General features: G+C 59.9%; 16 protein-coding genes. 12 read left to right on the forward strand and 4 right to left on the reverse strand.

The genetic code is table 11. The annotated features are described in order from the left end of the window. Positions 1–144: 144 nt before the first annotated feature. The 5 genes from kdsA (at position 145) to hpf (ending at position 4,075) form a co-directional block, all read left to right on the forward strand. Positions 145–975: a 3-deoxy-8-phosphooctulonate synthase gene (gene kdsA / locus BGE01nite_RS20040; RefSeq protein ID WP_146852972.1), complete on the forward strand. Its 831-nt coding sequence runs from the start codon at positions 145–147 to the stop codon at positions 973–975. 11 nt (positions 976–986) lie between these two features. Beyond that, positions 987–1,514 carry a hypothetical protein gene (locus tag BGE01nite_RS20045; RefSeq protein WP_146852974.1) on the forward strand — a complete coding sequence of 176 codons (528 nt, stop codon included), beginning with the start codon at positions 987–989 and terminating at the stop codon, positions 1,512–1,514. A gap of 1 nt (position 1,515) precedes the next feature. After that, positions 1,516–2,541: an LptA/OstA family protein gene (locus BGE01nite_RS20050; RefSeq protein WP_146852976.1), complete on the forward strand. Its 1,026-nt coding sequence runs from the start codon at positions 1,516–1,518 to the stop codon at positions 2,539–2,541. Positions 2,542–2,663: 122 nt separating this feature from the next. Then, on the forward strand, positions 2,664–3,437 hold the full coding sequence (gene lptB / locus BGE01nite_RS20055; protein ID WP_170266925.1) for an LPS export ABC transporter ATP-binding protein: 774 nt from the start codon (positions 2,664–2,666) through the stop codon (positions 3,435–3,437). Positions 3,438–3,487: 50 nt separating this feature from the next. Then, positions 3,488–4,075 carry a ribosome hibernation-promoting factor, HPF/YfiA family gene (gene hpf, locus BGE01nite_RS20060; RefSeq protein ID WP_146852978.1) on the forward strand — a complete coding sequence of 196 codons (588 nt, stop codon included), beginning with the start codon at positions 3,488–3,490 and terminating at the stop codon, positions 4,073–4,075. Between the two features lie 137 nt (positions 4,076–4,212). Here the strand turns inward: hpf and BGE01nite_RS20065 are convergent, their stop codons facing one another. Then, positions 4,213–5,574 (reverse strand): DUF1501 domain-containing protein, encoded by a 1,362-nt coding sequence (locus tag BGE01nite_RS20065; RefSeq protein WP_170266918.1) that lies wholly within the window; start codon positions 5,572–5,574, stop codon positions 4,213–4,215. A gap of 230 nt (positions 5,575–5,804) precedes the next feature. Next, positions 5,805–6,398, reverse strand: coding sequence for an RNA polymerase sigma factor (locus BGE01nite_RS20070; RefSeq protein ID WP_170266919.1), 594 nt, complete (start codon positions 6,396–6,398; stop codon positions 5,805–5,807). A 278-nt stretch (positions 6,399–6,676) separates the two neighbouring features. Here BGE01nite_RS20070 and BGE01nite_RS20075 point away from each other — a divergent pair, with 278 nt between their 5' ends. From BGE01nite_RS20075 to BGE01nite_RS20090, 4 genes are all read left to right on the forward strand, one after another. After that, positions 6,677–7,153, forward strand: coding sequence for a GNAT family N-acetyltransferase (locus tag BGE01nite_RS20075; protein WP_146852982.1), 477 nt, complete (start codon positions 6,677–6,679; stop codon positions 7,151–7,153). A gap of 13 nt (positions 7,154–7,166) precedes the next feature. After that, positions 7,167–7,520, forward strand: a complete 354-nt coding sequence (locus tag BGE01nite_RS20080; protein WP_146852984.1) for a hypothetical protein — start codon at positions 7,167–7,169, stop codon at positions 7,518–7,520. Between the two features lie 26 nt (positions 7,521–7,546). Continuing rightward, on the forward strand, positions 7,547–9,184 hold the full coding sequence (locus BGE01nite_RS20085) for a PrsW family glutamic-type intramembrane protease (protein WP_146852986.1): 1,638 nt from the start codon (positions 7,547–7,549) through the stop codon (positions 9,182–9,184). Between the two features lie 242 nt (positions 9,185–9,426). Further along, entirely contained in the window at positions 9,427–11,736 is a 2,310-nt protein-coding gene (locus BGE01nite_RS20090; protein WP_146852988.1) for a tetratricopeptide repeat protein, read from the forward strand. A 128-nt stretch (positions 11,737–11,864) separates the two neighbouring features. Here BGE01nite_RS20090 and BGE01nite_RS20095 read toward each other — a convergent pair whose 3' ends face one another. Together BGE01nite_RS20095 and BGE01nite_RS20100 are read right to left on the reverse strand one after the other, a co-directional pair. Further along, entirely contained in the window at positions 11,865–14,525 is a 2,661-nt protein-coding gene (locus BGE01nite_RS20095; protein WP_146852990.1) for a DEAD/DEAH box helicase, read from the reverse strand. 207 nt (positions 14,526–14,732) lie between these two features. Then, positions 14,733–15,830 carry an alpha/beta hydrolase family protein gene (locus BGE01nite_RS20100; RefSeq protein WP_246145766.1) on the reverse strand — a complete coding sequence of 366 codons (1,098 nt, stop codon included), beginning with the start codon at positions 15,828–15,830 and terminating at the stop codon, positions 14,733–14,735. 49 nt (positions 15,831–15,879) lie between these two features. On the opposite strand from BGE01nite_RS20100, the gene BGE01nite_RS20105 reads away from it, so the two are divergent. From BGE01nite_RS20105 to BGE01nite_RS20115, 3 genes are all read left to right on the forward strand, one after another. Further along, entirely contained in the window at positions 15,880–17,052 is a 1,173-nt protein-coding gene (locus BGE01nite_RS20105) for a serine hydrolase domain-containing protein (protein ID WP_146852992.1), read from the forward strand. 63 nt (positions 17,053–17,115) lie between these two features. Continuing rightward, entirely contained in the window at positions 17,116–19,890 is a 2,775-nt protein-coding gene (locus BGE01nite_RS20110; RefSeq protein WP_146852994.1) for a PQQ-dependent sugar dehydrogenase, read from the forward strand. A gap of 36 nt (positions 19,891–19,926) precedes the next feature. Further along, the gene (locus BGE01nite_RS20115; RefSeq protein WP_146852996.1) at positions 19,927–20,550 is read left to right on the forward strand and encodes a hypothetical protein; all 624 of its coding nucleotides are present in this window, start codon (positions 19,927–19,929) and stop codon (positions 20,548–20,550) included. The last annotated feature ends 177 nt before the right edge of the window (positions 20,551–20,727 follow it).

The raw sequence follows: 20,727 nt of genomic DNA on the forward strand, positions 1-20,727 counted from the left end.
GCTTCAGCCGCCTCAGCCACTCCAGCGCCGGTCTGCTGTAAAAAGCAGACCGGCGTTTTTCTTGGAGTTGTCAGCGCCCGGCTGACTCGCTAGTCTCCATCCCCGCGGGCATGAAGCGCGCGGCTTCTTCCCCGCTTTTTTCGCATGTTCTCCCTACCGGTGGTCAAAGTCGGTTCCGTCCTTGTGGATGGCTCCGAGCCTCTTTTTATTCTCGGCCCCTGCGTCATTGAGAGTGAGGAGTTCATCTGGGATGTCGCAGAGCGGCTCGGTGCCCTGGCTCACAGCCTCCGGCTGAAGTGGATCTTCAAGGCCTCCTATGACAAGGCCAACCGCAGCGCCGGCAGTTCTTTCCGCGGCGTCGGCGTGCAAAAGGGCTGTGAGATCCTCCAGAGCATCGGCCAGAAGCTCGGCGTCCCCGTGACCACGGACGTCCATACGGAAGAGGAGATCAAGATCGCAGCCGACTACATCGACCTCCTGCAGATCCCCGCCTTCCTCTGCCGCCAGACAGATCTCATCCTCGCCGCAGGTCAGACTGGTCGCGCCGTGAATGTCAAAAAAGGCCAGTTCATGGCTCCGTGGGACGTGAAGAACATCGCTGAAAAGCTCCAGTCCGTGCGCTGTGAGAACTTCCTCATGACCGAGCGCGGCACCACCTTCGGCTACCAGAATCTCGTCGCGGACATGCGCTCCCTCTACTGGATGCGTGAGCTCGGTTACCGCGCCATCTTTGATGCCACCCATTCCGTCCAGCGCCCCGGCGGTCTCGGCACCGCCACAGGTGGTGATGGCAAGCTCGCCCCCGTGCTCGCCCGCTCCGCCATCGCCGCAGGTTGTGATGGGGTGTTCATGGAGACGCACCCGAACCCGGCCAAAGCGCTTTCGGACGGCCCCAATCAAATTCCTCTTTCTGAACTCGCCCAAGTGCTGGGCCAGCTTCGTAAGATCCATGCAGTCGTGCAGGAAGGTCAGTGAGCCCGCCAGTCATGTCCAAGTCCTCGTTTCATCACCCGCGCCTGGTGTCAGGGTTCCTGGTCCTGCTTGCCACCGCATTGCTCTCCCAGACCGTCGTCGAAGAGAAAGAGGACAGCATGTCAGCCGTGGGTAAAATGATCCCCGCAGGTTTTGTGAACAAGGACGTCATCATTCCCTCCTTTGATGAAACGGGAAAAAAGACCTCCGAACTCCAGGCCGCCACTCTCACCCGCATTGATGAGGAGCACCTCCAGGCCACGAAGGTGATCATTGATCTCCTTGCAGATGACCCCACCCAAAATGTGCGCGTGGATCTGCCCAGCGCACTTTTTAATCTGAATGACCGCATCCTGCGCAGCGGCGAGCGCGGCACCGTCACCCGTAGTGACCTTGAAACCTCTGGAGACACCCTCGTCTTTGACTCCCGCACCTCCATCGGCAGCATGACGGGGCGCGTCCGCACATTGATCTTTGACACCAGCGCCGTCTCGAACGAGACCACCCCACCCATTCAACCTGCGCCCAAGGCCGAGAACTGACATGAAATCCCTCCGACTCCTTTTCCTGCTGCCCTTCGGCTGGGTCGTTTCTGTCCACGGTCAGGGGGCCAGCCGCCTGTCCACCCCCAGCTCGAATGGAGATGCTAAAAAGCAGCTTCAGCAAGCTGCGGATCGTCTGCGTGAAGCCCAGAAAAACGGCGAGCTCGACCGCGCTAAGAACACCGCCAAGGACCTCATCAAAAGCCTCCCTCCCGGCGTCACGGATGCCGCCAGAGCCGCCGTGCAGTCCCCTGAGGCCAGACAGCAGGCCATTGATGCCGCCAAGGCCGCCGCAGGTGGAAACCTCCCCTCAAGCCTTTCCCAGGTCCCCGGCATGATCAGTGGCCAGACACCTGCGGTCGCCGTCCCGGCTGATGCTGCAGCACCTGCCGCCGTGCCAGTCGTGCAGGACCAGCCACCGGCCGCTCCCTCCGGCCCTGCGCCCGGAGCACTGCTGCCACTGGGCGGCGCATCCACCCCTGCCAAAGGCACGCCCACCGGCGTCATTGAGGCAGACAAGGTCAGCTTTGATAACAACACCGGCATCATCATCTACACCGGTCATGTCCGCGCCCGTCATCCGGACTTCTACATTGAGTGTGAGGAGCTTGAGCTTCACATGATCAAGGAAGAGGAGCCCGCCAAAGGCAAAGGAAAGGGCAAGGCCCTGCCTGCCCCCGCCAAGGCCGATCCCACCGCCCCTAAAGCGGCCAAAAAAGACAAGGATAAAGCCCCGCCCATCAAAAAGGCCTATGCCCGCGGACCCATGGTCATCATTGAAAAGCGTGATCCCACTGGTGATGTCCAGCAGGGCCGCTGCAAGCGTCTCGAATATGATGGTGCCACCGGTAACATCAGCCTCAGTGACTTTCCCCAGGTGCAAAAAGGAAACATCCTTCACAGCGCCACCACGGCGGACACCGTCATGGTTTTTGATCGGGAAGGCCGCCTCTCCACCAATCGCCCCTCGCGCACCATCATCCTGAGTGATGACAAGCAGCCTGGCGCCACCCCTCCTTCGAACTGATTCCCCGCGTGGCACGTTTATCCAAGCAGCGTCATCGCAGCGACACATCCACCCCCTCCCTCGGCCTGGATGTCGGCGCCCAAGACTTTTCCCAGCCTCAGACCGTGACTGGCTCACAACCTATCTATGCCGGCTCTCTCGAAGACCCCGGCACCCCCATCGCAGCACCGGGCGCCCGGCTGCTGCATACCGAAGGCCTCAGAAAAGTGTATGATGGTCGCGCCGTGGTGAACGGCGTCGACATTGAGGTCAAGGAAGGTGAGATCGTCGGACTCCTCGGCCCCAACGGGGCAGGGAAGACCACCACCTTCTACATGATCGTCGGCCTCGTCCGTCCAAACGGCGGCAAGGTCTTTTTCGATGGCGCGGATGCCACCGACCATCCCATGTTCAAGCGCGCCCGTCTCGGCATGGGGTATCTTCCCCAGGAAGAGTCCATCTTCCGCCGCCTCACCGTCAGGGATAACATCCTCGCGGTCATGGAGACCCAGCCCTTCACCAAAAAGGAGCGTGAGGACCAGTGCCAGCAGCTCATGGAGAAGTTCGGCATCGATCACGTGGCGGACAATCTGGCGCTCACCCTTTCCGGTGGTGAAAAACGCCGCCTCACCATCGCCCGCAGCCTCGTCACTGAGCCAAAGTTGCTGATGTTGGATGAACCTTTCAGCGGAGTGGACCCCATCGCTGTCAGTGAGATTCAGGACATTATTCGTATGCTACGTCGCGCCGGGCTTGCCATTCTAATCACCGATCATAATGTACGTGAAACGCTGAATATTGTGGACCGCGCATATCTCATCTATGAAGGTCAGGTAAGGCGTCATGGAACCAAAGACTTCCTCGTCAACGATCCCGAGGCACGTCGTCTTTATCTCGGCGAAGACTTCACCATGTGAGGCCGCCCCATTTCCCAACCAATCACCCCTAAACCAAGGAGGACAACACCATGCAAAAGCACAACGTTAACCTGCCAATCATCGTCACCGGACGTCATGTCGACATCACCGAGGCGATCCGCGACTACGCTCACAAGAAGATCGAGAGCCTCCATCTCGACTACCCGCGCATCATCGAAGCCAAGGTGGTTCTCGATGTGCAGCAGCACCGCCAGATGGCGGAAATCATTTTGTTCTGTGCCGACCACATCGTCATCGAAGTCAAGAGCACCACTGAGGACATCTATGCTTCCATTGACGAGTCGATCGCCAAGATCGCCCGCCGCATGCGCAAGTACAAGACCCGTCTTCTGCGCAGCCATCGTCCGCGCAAGGACGGCAGCATCCGCCACATCGAAGAGCAGGTCTTCCATGCCGAGGTGCTTCACACGGAGGACGACCATGTCGAGCCCGCCTACGTTCACGCGGAGAAATACAAAGTCCGTCCTCTCTTCACGGATGAGGCCATCATGGACCTCGAGCTCAGCAACCGTCCCTTCATCATCTTCCACAACTCGAAGACTCACAAGCTGGCCATCATGTTCCGCCGCAAAGACGGTGACTACGGCCTCATCGAGCCTGAGGACAACAATAAATAATTTCACCCGGACGCGGATGTCTTCATTCGCGCCTAACTAAAGATCCAACAACATCCGGGGCCTGCTTTCAGGCTCCGGATGTTTTGTTTTGGGGCTCGTTTCGCGCTCCGCTGAATCCAAGCCTCCGGCTTCACCACCTACCCCACAATCGCCCGAGGCACTCGTCCATGCACATCCGTAAGACGATAATCCCTCCCCGCATACCGATAAGTCAGCCGCTCGTGATCAATGCCTAACAAATGAAGCAGCGTCGCGTGGATGTCATGGATGTGCATCTTGTCCACGGCCGCTTTGAAACCGAAGTCATCACTCTGTCCATAGGCCGTGCCACCGCGCGCGCCGCCACCGGCGAAGAACATGCAGAAGCCGTGCGGATTGTGATCGCGGCCATTGCCGTTCTCGCTCACCGGCGTGCGGCCGAACTCACCGCCCCAAACCACAAGCGTGTCCTCAAGAAGTCCGCGCTGCTTCAAATCACCTAGCAACGCCGCGATCGGCCGGTCGATGTCCGCCGCCAGCTTGCGCGTGGAGGCATCATGATTCGAATGCGTGTCCCAGGGCTGGCCATTGCCATAGTAGACCTGCACAAAGCGCACACCGCGCTCCACCAGCCGGCGCGCCATGAGACAGCCGTTGGAGAAATGGCTCTTCCCATACATCTCACGCACCTTCTCAGGCTCCAGGTTCACATCAAAGGCATCCGTGGCCGCGGACTGCATACGATACGCCGTCTCCATCGCCTGAATGCGACCACCCAGCGCCACGTCACTGTCACCGCGCGCTTTCAGGTGCTCCGCGTTCAGCTCCTGCAGAAGATCCAGCTGCCTGCGCTGCTCGCTCATGCCTAACCGATTGTTGCTCAACCACGGGATCATCTGCTTCGGATCCAGGTTCGAATGATTGATGTAGATGCCCTGATGCTGCGCCGGAAGAAAAGCACTCGTCCACAGGATCGAAAACCGCACGGGCCGTCCGGGGCACAGCACCACGTAGGAAGGCAGGTTCGCATTGTCATTGCCCAGGCCGTAGCTCAGCCAGGCACCCATGCTCGGCACACGCTCTGTCATCGTGCCGTTGTTCATCAGCAGCAGGGCAGGGCCGTGGTTCGGATTGTCCGTATGGCAGGACCTCAGCACACAGAGATCATCCGCATAGCGTGAGATGTTAGGCAGCAGCTCGCTGATCTCGAGACCGCTCTGCCCATGCTTCGAATACGCATAGGGTGATGCGAGCAGGCCGCCCGTGGGCCTCTCCGTGCGCAGATCCGCACCTGGAGGGCGTTGTCCATTAAACTTCGTCAGCGCAGGCTTCGGATCAAAAAAGTCCGGTCCGAACGGCCCGCCGTTCATGAACAGATGAATCACCCGCTTCGCCTTCGGCGCAAAGTGCGTGGAGACACCTCCGCCCGCTTGCAGAGCCGAGGTCAGCCCGAGCGCTCCCAGCCCGCCACCCATGCGGGTCAGCAGCTCACGGCGTGAAAACGGCAGCGGAAAAGACATTCACCCACCTACGCACCTGCCATTCATGACCTTGCTTGAGGTCACCCATGACACCCTGTTGATTCTCCCACGAGTCACGGGTCAAAAGTACGTTGTTCACGCTTCAGCGTGCTCAATGAACCCTGACACGCCCTGAGTCGTGCATAACGCACTCACAGAACCAAAAAAAGGCGGACCCTGCGGTCCGCCTTCTCAAGATACATTTTCAACTAACAAGGTTTGAGATCAGGTTATGAGGCCAGCTTGGCCTTCACCAGTGTCTCCAGGCGGTTCACACCGCGGCGGATGCGCGCCTTCACCGTGCCGAGAGGCTCGTGCAGCTTTTCAGCCACCTCCGCCTGGGTCAGTCCGCTGAAGTAGGCCAGCTCGATCGCCTGACGCTGGTCAGGATTCAGCTTCGAAACCGCGCGCAGGAGGATGGAGTCACGCTCCTTGCTGACCAGCAGCTCATGACCGGAGTCATCGAACTCAGGCTGCACGCCCTTGCTCTCCTGCTCAAAGTCGTCGTTGAGACGAGACCGGCGCTGCTTGGATCGGATGCGGTCGATCGCACGGTTGCGGGCCATGGTGGTGAGCCAGGTCAGCGGCTTGCCTTTGGTGGGCTCATAAAGGTGGGCCTTGTTCCAGAGCTGCACCAGCACCTCCTGCATCACATCCTCCGTGTCGTGGTGATCATTCAGCACGTTGGAGATGGAGGCAAAGATCAGGCCTGAATACTTCTGATAAAAGGTCTGATAAGCCAGGGAGTCACGCTCGGCGATCCGGCGGATCAAACGGATGTCTTCCTGGATCTGGGCTTCGATGAGGGGGTCTGTCTCGTTCATAGCATTTAGGGGTAAAAGTTCGACAAGTTGACTCTGAATTTGAGACAAAAAGAGCGAGGGACCCGGTTTTGTCAAAGATTTGACTAACTTTGTTTCATTTGTTCCTGCGATTTTCGGGGTCCTGAAGCCTATTGGATGCATGGAAAGGTGGTTTTGTTCCGCCTTTGTCCAAAATAGCGTTTTCCACTACACAGGACCTCAGGGATACCCTGGCACGGGGTCTGCACCGGCACAGGAAGCGCGTTGCCATCCAGAGCGCCTGACTCCATACTCACTCCATGTCACCTCCCGTCACCCAGCCGCGCATTGAGCCGGCGACCATCGAAGACCTGCCGCAGCTCGTGGAGCTGCTGGTGGCCCTGTTTAGCGAGGAGGCAGACTTCCGGCCAGACAAGGTAAAGCAGGCGCAGGGCCTGCGCATGATCCTGGAGCAGCCAAAGCTGGGCCGCATCTTTGTCCTCCGCACAGACCACACCGTCATCGGCATGGTGAACCTGCTTTTCACCATCAGCACGGCAGAGGGTGGCCCCGTGGTCCTTATGGAGGACGTCATCGTGCATCCTCAGCATCGCCGCCAGGGTTACGGAGGCCGTCTGCTGGAATACTCGGTCGAATTCGCCCGGGAAAAAAACTTCAAGCGTATCACCCTCCTCACAGACCGGATCAGTGCGGAATCCCAGGCTTTCTTCGCCGCGCACGGCTTCGGCTTCTCCAGCATGATCCCCATGCGCCTGGTCTTCAGCGGCAAACATTGACACACCTGTTGTTATGAACAGCATCCTCGCCTTCCCGGTCTACGTGCAGCAGTCCGGGACCGGTGCCGCCACAGGCGTGGGTGCCAGCGGGGAGCACACAGTGGCCATGGACTTGTTTGTCATGATCAATCTGGCCTTCCTCATGTTCATGCTCGGCTTCTTTGCCTGCTGGGCCTGGCTCATCTGGCGCCGCACCACCAGGCCCCCGCCCCACATCCAGCTCATCATGGAGCTGGATGACGAGGATGAAGAGGCCCGGAAGCAGGAGAGCACCGCCGAATCCACCGCCCCATCATCATCTGCTGCTGCTGAGCCCGAACCCGAGCGCGCACCTTGGGAACGTGAGCAGGATTGGTGGAAAAAGTAGCCGCCTTGTCCCATGGTTCACCTCTCATGATCAAAGGCTGGCGCGCTACATTGCACTACTGGTCACGTCGCCGTGACGTGCTCAAGAAACTCTCCATCGGCATCGTGCTGGGAGCCTTCTTCCTCTCCTGGATCATCGTGCGGGTTCAGCCACAGCAGGCGGGCCCGCTCACGATGGTGGACCCCATCGAGCAATCCATCCGCAATGAGTGGCAGCGCCTGCTCCATGCCACCGAGCCCGCTCCACGTGATCTCACACACTGGCTGCGCAAGCTCATGCCCAGCCTGCCTCTGCTCACCGAGGCGCTGGAGACAGCGGACGCTCCGACTTGGGACGAATATCAGAAAACCGGCAAGGTGCTCGCTTATGAGGTCCGCCCTTTGCTGGCCACGCATCTGCCAGATCCCGCTGCCCAAAAACTGGCGGAAGACTACCTCGCCGCCTGCCTTGCGGAGAAAGATCAGATCGGCAGGGATGCTGCAGCACGAGTGGCCGCTCTCGCGGGCCAGGAGAAGCCACCTCCTTACGCGAACGAACTCCACGCCAGCCTGCTGCTGCGCGTTGATCACGATCAGGAAGGGATGGCTGCCATGCTGCGTGAGGGCCAGCTCTTTGAAGGCACCGCCAAAGTGCGTGAGACAGCCCTGCGCCTGGCCTTGAATCTCAAGGATGCCGATGCGCTCCGCACCATGCATGAGCAGGGCTGGCTCGCCACCACACCGCCGATCTTGGAGCATGAGGCCGGTGTGATCCTCGGAGATCTGGGCATGCAGTGGACAGGCCTTTTCAAGCATCGCATGGAGTCACTGCCCTTCTCCGCGCTCATGATGACCATCATCGCCGCAGGCCTGTGGTATGTGCTGCTGGTGCAGCATGCGCCTAAAATGCCCTGGCGCTGGTCCTGGCCTGTTGCGCCCATCGTCGCCGGCATCGCCAGCATCTGGCCCACCGTGTCCATGATCGCCTGGCAGGAGGACACGCTCGGCATCAATGAAGAACTAGTGACCTTCCCCTATGACCTCTGGCATCTCATCATCGGCGTCGGGTTTCGTGAGGAGATCTGCAAGCTGGCGCTGGCCGCGCTTTTCATGCCCTGGCTGCTGCATCGCCGCTTGCAGAGCCTTGCCTTGATGACAGGCGCCTTCGTCGGCCTCGGCTTCGCTCTGGAGGAAAACGTGGACTACTACCAGGACTACGGCAGCGGCGTGGCGCTCACGCGTTTCCTCTCCGCGAACTTCATGCACGTGGCCTGCACCGGCCTCACCACACAAGCGCTCTATGAGATGCTGCGTTCACGCTTTGGTCATGCCCAGCACTTCATCATCACCTTTGCCACCGTCGTGACCGCACACGCGGTCTATGACTACAATGCTCCTGCCATCACCGGCCTCAGCGGGTATCTCCCCATGCTCGTCCTCGCCATGCTCGCCTGGCAGTTTTGGGATGTGGTGGAGGATCAGCATCCGCACTCGCGCCAGACCATCGCGCCTGCGGCCATTTTCCTCATCGGTTCGGCCGTGGTCATCGCCATCAGCCTCATTCTCACCGCCGTCAGGGACAGCGACTGGCAGAGCGTGCTCGCCGCCGCCATGAACTGCGTCAGCATCCTGCCTGTGGCCGTCATCTACTGGCGCCGGTTTGAAGGCGGCCTAAGCGCGCGGTGAGATCATCGCATGAAATGCCAGACTGGTTCTCGAAAAGAATGTCTTTTTGAATCGGCGAGCGCAGCGGCCTCAATGGCAAGGAAGGTGCGCCGTCTGCTATTAGGAAATAGCAGGCAAGCACCTGACGCAGCCAGTGAGGCCGCTCCGCCGCCCGAGCAAATGACAGAATTTTTGAGAGCCGGTCTCGTGCCCTGCGTTGACGCTTTCCCTCATTCCTGCGTAAGGAAGAGCTAGACTGTCTCATGAAGAAAAAGCCCGCACCAGCACCCGAACCAGCTCCTGCCTCGAATGCGAAGGCAGCGCTGGTGCTTGGTGGTGGGCTCGCAGGCTTGATCGCCCTCGTCGCCTGGGCTCTCTGGCCCGCGCCGAACTACACGCCCGTGCCGTTGGCTGCCCCGAAGCCCGTTGAGCCCTACGTGATGCCGGATGAGAAGACCGCCTTTGCGCAGTATGCGGGTTCCGAGTCCTGCCGCGCCTGTCATGCGGCGGAGTTTGATAAATGGAAAGGCTCGCATCACGGCCTCGCCGAACGTGCGCCGAACAATGAGCTCGACCTCGCCGCCTTTGAACCCCCGAAGGCCTTTCAACACGGCACTCAAACCACCGAGGCCCGCAAAGGCGCGAATGTTTTTGAGATCGTCTCCCTCGGCTTCGATGGCAAACGCGAGGCCTATCCCGTGAAGCGTGTCATCGGTCACGACCCGCTGCGGCAGTTCCTGGTCGAAGGTCAACGCGGCGCGCTGCATGCCATGGAGGCCTGCTTTGATCCGCACAAGGGCGACTGGTTCAACGTCTACGGCAATGAAGACCGCAAGCCCGGTGAGTGGGGCCACTGGACTGGCCGCGGCATGGTGTGGAACCAGATGTGCGCCACCTGCCACAACACCCGCGTGCGCAAAAACTACGACGTGCCCACGGACACCTACCACACCAGCATGGCCGAGATGACCGTGAGCTGCGAGTCCTGCCACGGTCCCATGAAGTCTCACAGCGACTGGCAGCAGCAATACCAAGGCCAGGGTAAAAAAGACCCCACAGTTGTGAAGTGGAGCCGTGACCAGCACATTGATAACTGTGCGGGTTGTCATGCTCGTCGTGGTGAGATCACCGGTGACTTCGTGCCGGGAGATTCCTTCTGGGATCACCACCTTCTTACCATCACCGACGGCACGGACGTCTACTATCCCGATGGCCAGATCCGTGATGAGAACTACGAGTTCTCCAGCTTCCTCAGCAGCCGCATGTATCACGCCGGAGTGCGCTGCATGGACTGCCATGACATGCACAGCATGAAGCCCATCCTCCCGGGTAACCAATTATGCATGCGCTGCCACACCGCCGGTGGCTTTCCGAATGCGCCGGTCATCCTGCCGGAGATGCACACCTTTCACAAGACGGACAGCGCCGGCAGCCAGTGCATCAACTGCCACATGCCGCAGACCACCTACATGCAGCGGCATCCGCGTCATGATCACGGCTTCACCATCCCTGACCCTCTGCTGACAAAGCAGTTCGGCGTGCCGAATGCCTGTAACAAATGCCATCAGGACAAGGACACCGAGTGGTCCCTCACCGCCACAGACAAGTGGTGGGGTGAGAAGATGAACCGGAAGACCCGTACCCGTGCCACCCTCATCGCCCAGGCACGCCAGGGAAACCCTTCCGCGCGTGATGGGCTCATCGCCTTGCTCGGGAGTGATGAGATCCCGCACTGGAAGGCCAGCGCCAGCCTTTTGTTAGACCGCTGGGCCAGCGATCCGCCCGTCATCGCCGCTTTGCAAAAGCAACTGCAGCACACCCATCCGCTCGTTCGTCAGTCCGCCGCACGAACCCTCGAACCTGCTCTGCAAGCTCCCGGCGTGCGCTCTGACATGGAAAAGCTTCTGCTCGATCCCGCACGCAATGTCCGCGTCACCGCCGCCTGGGCCTTGCGTGAATCCATCGATGCTTCCTCCGCAGCTGCCAAAGACACAGAGCACATGCTGCAGCTGAATGCCGATCAGCCCAGCGGCCAGATGCAGCTCGGCCAGTGGCACTACGCGCGCCGTGATCTGCCCTCCGCCATCAAGGCCATGGAAACCGCCATCCAGTGGGACCCAAACTCACCACCCTTCCACCACGATCTCGCCCTTCTGCATAGCACCGCCGGCAGCACCGCGCAGACCATCCAAAAACTGCGGGACGCCATCAAGCTCGCCCCGAATGAAGCGCAGTATCATTATGAGTTAGGCCTCGCCTTAAGTGAATCCGGTGACCTCGTTGGAACCATCGCCGCCCTGCGTGAATGCGTGCGCGTGCAGCCGCGCTTTGCCCGCGCCTGGTATAACCTCGGCCTCGCCCTCAACCAGCAGGGCCAGGTCCCCGAAGCCATCACCGCCCTGAAGCAGGGTGAAGCCGCCGAACCTGGCGACCCCTCCATCCCCTACGCCCGCGCCACCATCCACGCGCAGGCCGGCCAGAAGCCCGAAGCCCTGGAAGCCCTCGACCGCTCCCTCCGCATCGACCCCAGTAATGCCGACGCCCAGCGTCTCCGCATGATGCTCAGCCGCTGATACAAAAGGCGAAGCCGTGGTAGGGCCCCGCTGCGTCGGGGCCGACTTTCTCTCGTATCGATCTCTCACGAGTAGCATTCGCCATACTCACACCGAAATCGCGAAGCGTCCCAACATCGAACGGCACTCTACACCCCCACCGCCCGTCCCACATCCAGCCTAACCAACTCCAGCAACTCCTCCCCGTTCATTTCCATCATCAGCTTCTCCGCGCCACCACCCTCCCCAACCAACTCCTGCGCCACGCCCATCTTCTCCTCGATCATCGCATCGATCCTCTCCTCGATCGTGCCCTGGCAGACAAACTTGTGCACGATCACATTCTTCTTCTGCCCGATACGGAACGCCCGGTCCGTTGCCTGATTCTCCACCGCCGGATTCCACCAGCGATCAAAGTGAATCACCTGGCTCGCTGCCGTGAGATTCAGCCCCGCGCCACCCGCCTTCACACTGATCACCATGAAGGGCGGCCCTCCAGGCTGTTGAAACGCCTCCACAATCTCCGGCCGTTTCTTCACCGAAGTGCCACCATGCAAAATGAGACCCTCACGCCCAAAGATCGAACTCAAATAATGCGCTAGCGGAGCACAAGTCTCCTGAAACTGCGTGAAGATCAGCGCCTTCTCCCGCTTCTCCGCCAGCTCTATGCAAATCTCCGCCAGTCGTGCAAACTTGCCACTGTCCGCCGGAGCCCACGCGCCATCACCATTCCAGTGGCTGGGATGATTGCACACCTGCTTGAACTTCAGCAGAAAGCCCAGCACCAAGCCCTGTCGCTTGACCGGCTCCATGTCCTTGTCCGCCAGCATCTTCGCCAGTTGATCCACCAGCTTCGCATAGATCGTGGCCTGACGTTTAGTTAGACCACAGTAGGCCTTGAGCTCGATCTTGTCCGGCAGATCCCGGATGATGCTGCGATCCGTCTTCATGCGCCGCAAAAGATAAGGTTTCACCAGCTTGCGCAGCGGCGCGAAACCCTCGCTCGACTTCGCGCAGCGCTTCACCGCTTCCGCAAAAGCCGTGGCACCTCCGAGCAGACCTGGGTTGAGAAAATCAAAGAGGCTCCAAAGATCTCCAGGCCGGTTCTCCACCGGTGTTCCTGTGAGCGCGATGCGTGCAGGCGATTGCAGCGCCTTCACCGCCTTCGCAGCGCCGCTGCTGTGATTCTTGATCGCCTGCGCCTCATCCAGAATCACAAGACCCCACGGATGCGCCTGCCATGACTCCGTGCGCTGAAGGAACTGATAAGTGGTGATCATCATATCCATCCCGCGCAGAACCTCCCCCGGATGCTGAACCGCAAGCTTCAGATCTTCACGACTCGTCTGCGAAGGATGCGCGATGAACAGCTTCAAATCCGGCGCAAATTTCATCACCTCAGCCTTCCAATTTCCAATCAACGAAGCAGGCACCACCAGCAGAGCCGTCGAGGGTGATTCCTTCTGCCGCTTCAACAACAGCGCGATGACCTGCACAGTCTTCCCAAGCCCCATGTCATCCGCCAGACATGCGCCGAGTCCCAGACGTGTCATGAAGTGCAGCCACGAGTATCCCTTGAGCTGATAAGGCCTCAGCGTGGCATGCAGGTTGTTAGGCGGGGTTAGCTCTGAAGGCTCGCGCAGATTTTTCAAAACCTCCTCGAGTTGTTTGCCCGCGATGACCTCGCTCCAGTCTTGCACCTGTGCCAGTTCACTGGCCTGGGCCTCCTCTCTCGTGGCCTGAAAGCCTGCGAGCCAGCGCATGCCTTGCAGAAAGCCGATGCCGCTTTCACCCGCCGCAGACTCCACCCGCTGCCAGTGCTCCATGACCTGACGCAGCCGCTCACGATCCACCTCCACCCACTTCCCGCGCAGTGACACGAGACCCGTGTCAGCACTCAGCAGTTTCTCCAGCTCCTCTTTCGTGAGCGGTGTGCCTTCCAGGCTTTGCTCGATCTTAAAGCTCAACAGCGCATTCGCATGCAGCGCCGTCTTCTTCGGTGCATCAATGGTGACACTCACCGTAGGTCGCGTGGTCTTGCCAGCGCGCCACCAGTCCGGCAGCTTCATCACAATGCCGCTCTCCTGAAACTTGCCCGTCTCCCGCAGCACTTTGTAAGCCTCTTGCGGCGACATCGCCATCGGCTGAAACAGACGCTTCGTCTGCAGCCACTGATTCAACAGCGACGACTTCTCCGCCGCCAGCCGCACCGGCTCTAGCAAAGCATTGATCGCCGTCTGATCCTTCTGCGCCGCATAAAGCTGCAAGGCCCGTGCCAACGGCAGATGCTGCGGCTGTCCGCCTGCTCCAAGCTTCTCCGTGAAGGTCGCCAGAAAAGCAAAGGGCCGCTGCGGATCCGTCTTGTTCTCTGCCAGGTGAAAAGTCACCCGCCCGACCACATGCCATTCCGGGCATTCCTCACGCAGCCAGGTCTCCACATTCCCGTGCGGACGAGAAAGCGTCGCCACATGCTCACGCAGCGCATTCCACCAGCCTTCGACCACCTCCTCCTGAAGATGCTCAGCCCCGGTGAAAGGTGGCGCACTGCTGATGAAAGTATTCTTCTCCTCAACCGACAGCCCCGGAACCGTGGTCGCATCTTTGGTTTGGCAAAGCCGCACAAAGAAAGCCCGTCCAATCTCCCGAAACCACCGCCAAGGCTGCTCCAGATCGCTGCCCAAAAAATCCGTCGCCAGCAATGTCAGCAGCGACGCCGCATCCTGAGTCGAAACCAGCTTCCGCTCCTCCGCCGACTCGGCCACGCCTTCGAGTAGAAGGAAATGGTCGGGCGTGAGGATCGGGTTGAGCATCGCGGACGATCTTCCAGGCATGCACCCGCCTGCCAAGCAGATTCTTTTGCCTCTGCATCACCACGGTTTGGCGAGCCGGAGGCTCGAGAGAAATGAGCCGGTGGTGAAGCAAGCGAGCGAGAACCACCGGATATGAAACGTGGCGCGCAACTTTCCCAGCCCGCGCCCTGGAAGGGCGCGAGAGGTAATGTGCCCACCCCTCGCCTCCTACTTCAGCCAATGCTCGAAAAACGCATAGATCGCCGCATTCGATTCCTCGTTCGGATCATGCTTCTCCCTGTTCGTCATCGCCACACGATCATCATGCCCGAGAAGATGATACACCGCGCGCACCTGATTCAGCACCGTCCAGCGCTTCGGCGGATCTTCCGCACCTCCTGAAACCAGAAACGGCCTCGGAGCCATCAGCGCCTGAAACTCCACCAGATCATGCCCGCGCTCGATCAGTGTCTTGTACACTCCCGTGCGCGGATTATCCGCTGTCACCAGTCCAGGCTTGCGTGTCACCTTCGGATCCAGCCCGAGATACCAAGGCTCCTGGTAGTTGATGCTCTGCCGTGTCTCATCAAACGCGATGCCTGGGTCCGACCACACCGCGCAGGCATACTTGTCCCACAAGCAAGCGCCGAACATGGACCACTTCCCGCCATACGAATGCCCCACGATGCCGATCCTCTTCGCGTCCACCTGCGGCAGATTCGCCAGCACCTGCCAGGCATTCGCGGAGATATAGCCGAGATAACTTAGCGGCTGGCACTTCGCCTCAGCGCTCAGCACCGGCTTGCGCGCATCACCCCCCGGCGAGCCGATGCTCAGGCTCACAAAGCCTCGCTTCGTGAGTTGATAAGCAAAGTCGCGCAAAGGCTTGCCTCCGAGGCCAGTGCTCGTCTCAGGCTCATAGAAAGGCACGAAAACTGCCGGGAACGGCCCCTTTCCCTCCGGCAGCAGAATGTAGCCATCAACCTGCTGATCCGGCGCGATCTGCACGCGCACCTTTTGCTGCGTAAAATTCTCGCGCGGCTTGGACTCAAGCACCTCCACCTTCGGCTTCTCAAGCACCGCCGGCCAGGCCCCCATCAAGGTTTGCCAGTCATTCAAAATCTCCGCGCGCCTTTGCTGCCAGTCGTCCGCCGTCTTCACCTGACGGCCATCTTTGAAAATGAGCGGCGACTTGTAGTCCCCCATCTTGCCCTCCCATTCTGCCGGAGGCTTGGAGATGGCCTGCAAGCTCTCCGGCATCGGTTTCGCTGCCTGAAGCAGAGGAGATAGAGCAGCAAGCAGCAGAGCAGGGACGGCGGATTTCATGGTATAAGAGAGTATGCAATAGCAACGTGCTGTCCTGCGTTGTTCGGAGATGCTTTTGCGTACTTCTCTCGCCTCTCTCTTCCTTGCAGCTTCCGTCTTCGGCCTGGATGCCGATAAACTCGCCGCCATCAAGCCCGCCATGGAGCAGGCTGTGGCTGCGAAACAAGCCGCAGGCATCGTGACGCTCGTCATGGAGAAGGGCAAAGTCGTGCATCACGAGGCCGCAGGTCTCTCGGACATCGGCAAAGGTCGAAAAATGGAGAAGGATGCCTTGTTCTGGATCGCCTCGATGACGAAGTCCATCAATGGCACCGCCATCATGATCCTCGTCGATGAGGGCAAGCTCTCTCTGGACGAGCCTGCCTCCAAATGGATGCCCGAGCTCGGTCAGATGACGCTCAAAGATGGCAGCGCACCTGAGAAGCCCATCACTCTGCGCATGCTGCTCAGTCACACCGCCGGCATCGCTTTCCCTCCGCGCAGTCCTTCGAATGGCGCCATTTCACTGAAGTCTTATGTCTCCTCGTTGGTGAAGGCCCCGCTCGCCTTCCAGCCAGGCAGCAGCTACGAGTATGGCTTCGGACCCACCGTGGCAGGGCGCATTCTGGAGATCGTCAGCGGCATGAAGTATGACGAATTTTTGCAGAAACGTTTGTTCGCGCCTCTGGGCATGAAGGACACGCAGTTCAATCCCGATGAAGTGCATCGTGCCCGCATTGCCCGCACCTACAAGATGGATGAGGACACGCGTGAACTCGTCCCAGGTTACAATCCCTTTGTCACCAGCTCTGCGGATGTGACTCACATGGTCGAGCCAGCCGGTGGTCTCTTTTCCACGGCTGCCGACATGGGCCGCTTTTATGCCATGATCGCCAATCACGGCGAGTTGGATGGTGTGCGCATTCTCACGGAAAAGTCCGTGGAAGACATGATCAAGCCCGTGACCTCCGGCAGCAAGTTTCCAAGCTATGCCGCAGGCTGGCAGCGCAACTCCGAAACGCAGCGCCCATGCTCCGCGATGCCGGTGAACAGCTTCGGTCATGGCGGTGCCTTCGCCACCAATGGCTGGATTGATCCCGAGCACCAGATTGTCACGGTTTACCTCGTGCAAAACGTCCTCGTGCCTGATAGCGGCAAGCCCAAGGATGTCTTCCAGAAGCTCGTCATGAGCGCGGCGGGCATCACCGTCACGCCTCCGCCTGTGGCGAAGAAGGGCAAGTAACATGAATCGATTTTAATTATCGTTTCAGGTGGGGTGAAAGAGCGTTGGGCAACCCCCAACGCCATGATCTCCGTTTCAAAAACCTGCTTGGTCGCGAGCCTCCTGCTCCCGCTCCTTTCGCATGCCCAGCTGGTGCGGCAGGCGAACACCACGCTGAACCTTCCCGCCGAGCTGCCCGTGGCCACGGGCTACACCACGGCGAATGCACTGGGAAACCTGACCTTCTCGAATCCCATCTGCACCGCCTTCCCGGCAGGTGAGACGAACCGCCTCTATGTGCTGGAGCGCGGCACGGATGGATTGAACCCGGACACGACGCCCTATGACATGACTGGGCGCATCCAGGTGGTGAATAACTTGTCCGGCACACCGACACAGCTCACCTTCATGGACCTGGAGACCTATCTGGAGTCGGCGCCAGTGAATACACCGCTCGCCGCGCAGGCCAGCACGGAGAATGGCATGCTGAGCTTTGTCTTCCATCCGAACTACAACCAGAACGGTTACTTCTACATCTACTTCAGCATCACGATCAGCGGCCAGCTTCATCAGCGGCTGGCCCGCTTTCAGGCCACGGATCCCGACTCGAATCCGAACACCGCGAACTACAACTCGGCCACCACCGCGAATCCGGCGACGATGCAGCCGCTGCTGACAATCTATGATGAGGCGATCAATCACAATGGCGGTGATCTCGCCTTTGGTGCGGATGGTTATCTTTATCTCTCCCTCGGAGACGAAGGCGGAGGCGGCGACTTCTACAACAACGCACGCTTCATCAACAAAGACTTCTGGGGCCAGATGATCCGCATCGATGTGGATAACAAGCCGGAAAACCTCGCGCCCAATCCACATTCGCAACCCGGCCCTCTGTCCTCCGCCGTTCATGCAGGAACCTACAAGGTGCCTGCGGACAATCCCTTCATCGGTGCCACCACCTGGCACGGCATCAACTTTGCCGCGACGACTGTTCGCACAGAGATCTATGCCACGGGCTTCCGCAATCCATGGCGCTTCACCATCGATGCGCCCACCGGCCGCATCTTCCTGGGCGATGTCGGCCAGCAGGACTGGGAGGAAGTGGACATCGTGGTGAAGGGTGGTGACTACGGCTGGAGCTGGCGGGAAGGGAAGCATGCCTTCTCTCAGTCCGCCACCGTGCCTCCGCGCTTCCCTGACAACTCCGCGGGCAACACCAACGTTCCTCCTGTCGCCTTCAGCCCCATCGAGCCTATCTATGAGTATGTCAGCGACAACGCCGCTGGCGGCATCATCTACGGTGCCTCCGTCTGTGGTGGCATGGTGTATCGTGGCAACCAGCTCACCGAGCTGCAGGGCAAATACATCTTCGGGGATCTCTTCGGTGGCGGCGGCATCATCGCAGCGCTCACAGAAACAAGCCCCGGATTGTGGGCGGCGCAGGCGCTCGCCACCCGGCCGCAGGTTGTCGACTTCGGCATTGATCCGCGCAATGGCGAGCCCCTGCTGTGCAGCCTGAATGGCACCATCTTCCGTCTCCAGCGCAGCGGCACCACCGGCACAGCGCCGCCTTCCACACTCTCGGCGACAGGCGCCTTTTCAAATCTCACGTCCCTCACGCCGAATGCAGGCATTGTGGCCTATGATCCGAATGTGAACTTCTGGAGTGACTACGCCATCAAGTCCCGCTGGTTCTCGATCCCCAACATGGTCAACACCATGACCTTCAGCAGCAGCGGTAACTGGTCGTTTCCCTCCGGCACCGTCTGGATCAAGCACTTTGACATCGAGACCACCCGCGGAGTTCCCGCCACCCGGCGCAAACTGGAGACACGCTTCCTGGTCAAGACAGCCACGGATGTCTATGGCCTGAGCTACAAATGGCGGGCAGATCAGACGAACGCGGATCTCGTGGCCGAGTCCGGCCTAACCGAATCCATTTCAGGGAGCTCGCCCGTGCAGACGTGGCGTTATCCTAGCCGAGGTGAATGCGTCACCTGCCACACCCAGGTCGGTGGTCATGCGCTGAGCTTCAACACGCCTCAGCTTAACCGTTCGCGTGACTACGGTGCTGGCGCGCAGAATCAGATCCAGGCGCTGAGTGATGCCGGTTACTTTAGTTCTCCCGTGACTGGCACGCATGGTCTGCCCGCCTTCGCGGCGGCGACGGACACCGCTCAATCGCTCGAGTGGCGGGTGCGCTCCTATCTGGCGGTGAATTGCATCCAATGCCACCAACCCGGCGGCGCGGCCCAGGGCCTGTGGGATGCGCGCAGCACGACCAAGACCGATGTGGCGAACCTCATTCATGGCCTGCTGGTGAATAATGCAGGCGACTCTGACAATCGCTTCGTCGTGCCTGGAGATGCACTGCACTCCATGCTGCTGAGGCGCCAGCAGGGAAACGGCGTCCAGCGCATGCCGCCGCTCGGCACGCTGGAGCGTGACCTGGTCAATGAGCAGCTTGTGAGTGATTGGATTGCCTCTCTGGCTTCACGGCAAAACCTCACGCAATGGCTGTCCGCGCAGGTTCCAGCAGTGGGCGCCGCAGGCGATGACCCGGATGGCGATGGTCGTAGCAATGAGCTGGAGTATCTCACCGGCACGAATCCAAACGCCGCCTCCAGCGGCTGGACCTACGGCGCCATGCAATCGAGCGGCGGCGTGGCGCAGTTTCAGTTCACGCATCCAGCCAATCGCGCGGCCATCATCGAGGTCAGCAGTGATCTGAGCACCTGGCACACCTGGAACGTGCCCGGCAACCAGCCTGCCTATCCAGCCGTGAACACGCCACGCACTGTCACCGCGCCTCTGAGCAGTCCCGAACGCTTCTTCCGCGTGCGGTTTGAAGAACTCTGAGCAACTCAAGCCTAACCAAGTAGTTTAACCAACCCTATGAAAACGACCTTCAACCTGTTCTGGTCCGTCGGTTTCCTTGTTCTGACCTTGGGCGCGCTGCATGGCCGCACCTGGACCGAGGCCTCCTCCGGCCGCAAGTTGGAGGGTGAGTATGTGAAGATGATGGGCGAAGCCGTGGTCGTGCGACTCGCCAATGGCTCCACCCTGCAGCTTCCGCTCGCGCGCCTCACTGAGGCTGACCAAGCCTTTGTCAAAACTCAAACCGAGACCAAGCCCGTGGCCAGGGAAGCGCCGAAGAGCGGCGAGAAGGATGACGTGAAGAAGCAACTGCTCGGCACCTGGGACGGCTACATGGCGGATAGTGATGGCTCACGTCACGGTGACATCCGCCTCGAGATCACCGAAGAAAAAATCACCGCTTCCAATCCTCAAGGAAACCGCGAGATGGGCTCCGGCACCTACAAGCTCACCGGCCGCAGGATCGATGCCACCGGCACCGACGGGCAGTTTGCTGGCAAGAAGTATGAAGGCATCTTCGAGCTCGATGGCAAGACGCTGCGCTGGTGCTCCGCGAATGACAACCCCAACTCCAGCCGTCCCAGCAAACTGGAAACCAACACCCAGGCAGGCCAGTTCCTCATGGTGCTGGAGAAGAAATAGCCGGCGCTTGCCATTGTTCCCACCGCTGCGGAAGATGCCGCGACCATGAAATCCAACAAGCGCCGTTCATCATTGGCAACACGCGAAGGAATCGCCGCCCGCGATTGGGGATCTCGGCTCAAAAGGTCAACCACCGGTTGACCTTTTCGTTAACACATTGGGTTGGGATGTAGAGAT

This window comes from Prosthecobacter gellanilyticus, assembly GCF_007992435.1.
Taxonomy (GTDB): Bacteria; Verrucomicrobiota; Verrucomicrobiia; order Verrucomicrobiales; family Verrucomicrobiaceae; genus Prosthecobacter; species Prosthecobacter gellanilyticus.

Excerpts from the sequence above, each read along its gene's own strand:
- kdsA (WP_146852972.1), top strand. The coding sequence starts at position 145 with ATGTTCTCCCTACCGGTGGTCAAAGTCGGTTCCGTCCTTGTGGATGGC.
- BGE01nite_RS20045 (WP_146852974.1), top strand. The coding sequence starts at position 987 with ATGTCCAAGTCCTCGTTTCATCACCCGCGCCTGGTGTCAGGGTTCCTG.
- BGE01nite_RS20050 (WP_146852976.1), top strand. The coding sequence starts at position 1,516 with ATGAAATCCCTCCGACTCCTTTTCCTGCTGCCCTTCGGCTGGGTCGTT.
- hpf (WP_146852978.1), top strand. The coding sequence starts at position 3,488 with ATGCAAAAGCACAACGTTAACCTGCCAATCATCGTCACCGGACGTCAT.
- BGE01nite_RS20065 (WP_170266918.1), bottom strand. The coding sequence starts at position 5,574 with ATGTCTTTTCCGCTGCCGTTTTCACGCCGTGAGCTGCTGACCCGCATG.
- BGE01nite_RS20070 (WP_170266919.1), bottom strand. The coding sequence starts at position 6,398 with ATGAACGAGACAGACCCCCTCATCGAAGCCCAGATCCAGGAAGACATC.
- BGE01nite_RS20075 (WP_146852982.1), top strand. The coding sequence starts at position 6,677 with ATGTCACCTCCCGTCACCCAGCCGCGCATTGAGCCGGCGACCATCGAA.
- BGE01nite_RS20080 (WP_146852984.1), top strand. The coding sequence starts at position 7,167 with ATGAACAGCATCCTCGCCTTCCCGGTCTACGTGCAGCAGTCCGGGACC.
- BGE01nite_RS20085 (WP_146852986.1), top strand. The coding sequence starts at position 7,547 with ATGATCAAAGGCTGGCGCGCTACATTGCACTACTGGTCACGTCGCCGT.
- BGE01nite_RS20090 (WP_146852988.1), top strand. The coding sequence starts at position 9,427 with ATGAAGAAAAAGCCCGCACCAGCACCCGAACCAGCTCCTGCCTCGAAT.
- BGE01nite_RS20095 (WP_146852990.1), bottom strand. The coding sequence starts at position 14,525 with ATGCTCAACCCGATCCTCACGCCCGACCATTTCCTTCTACTCGAAGGC.
- BGE01nite_RS20100 (WP_246145766.1), bottom strand. The coding sequence starts at position 15,830 with ATGAAATCCGCCGTCCCTGCTCTGCTGCTTGCTGCTCTATCTCCTCTG.
- BGE01nite_RS20105 (WP_146852992.1), top strand. The coding sequence starts at position 15,880 with ATGCTTTTGCGTACTTCTCTCGCCTCTCTCTTCCTTGCAGCTTCCGTC.
- BGE01nite_RS20110 (WP_146852994.1), top strand. The coding sequence starts at position 17,116 with ATGATCTCCGTTTCAAAAACCTGCTTGGTCGCGAGCCTCCTGCTCCCG.
- BGE01nite_RS20115 (WP_146852996.1), top strand. The coding sequence starts at position 19,927 with ATGAAAACGACCTTCAACCTGTTCTGGTCCGTCGGTTTCCTTGTTCTG.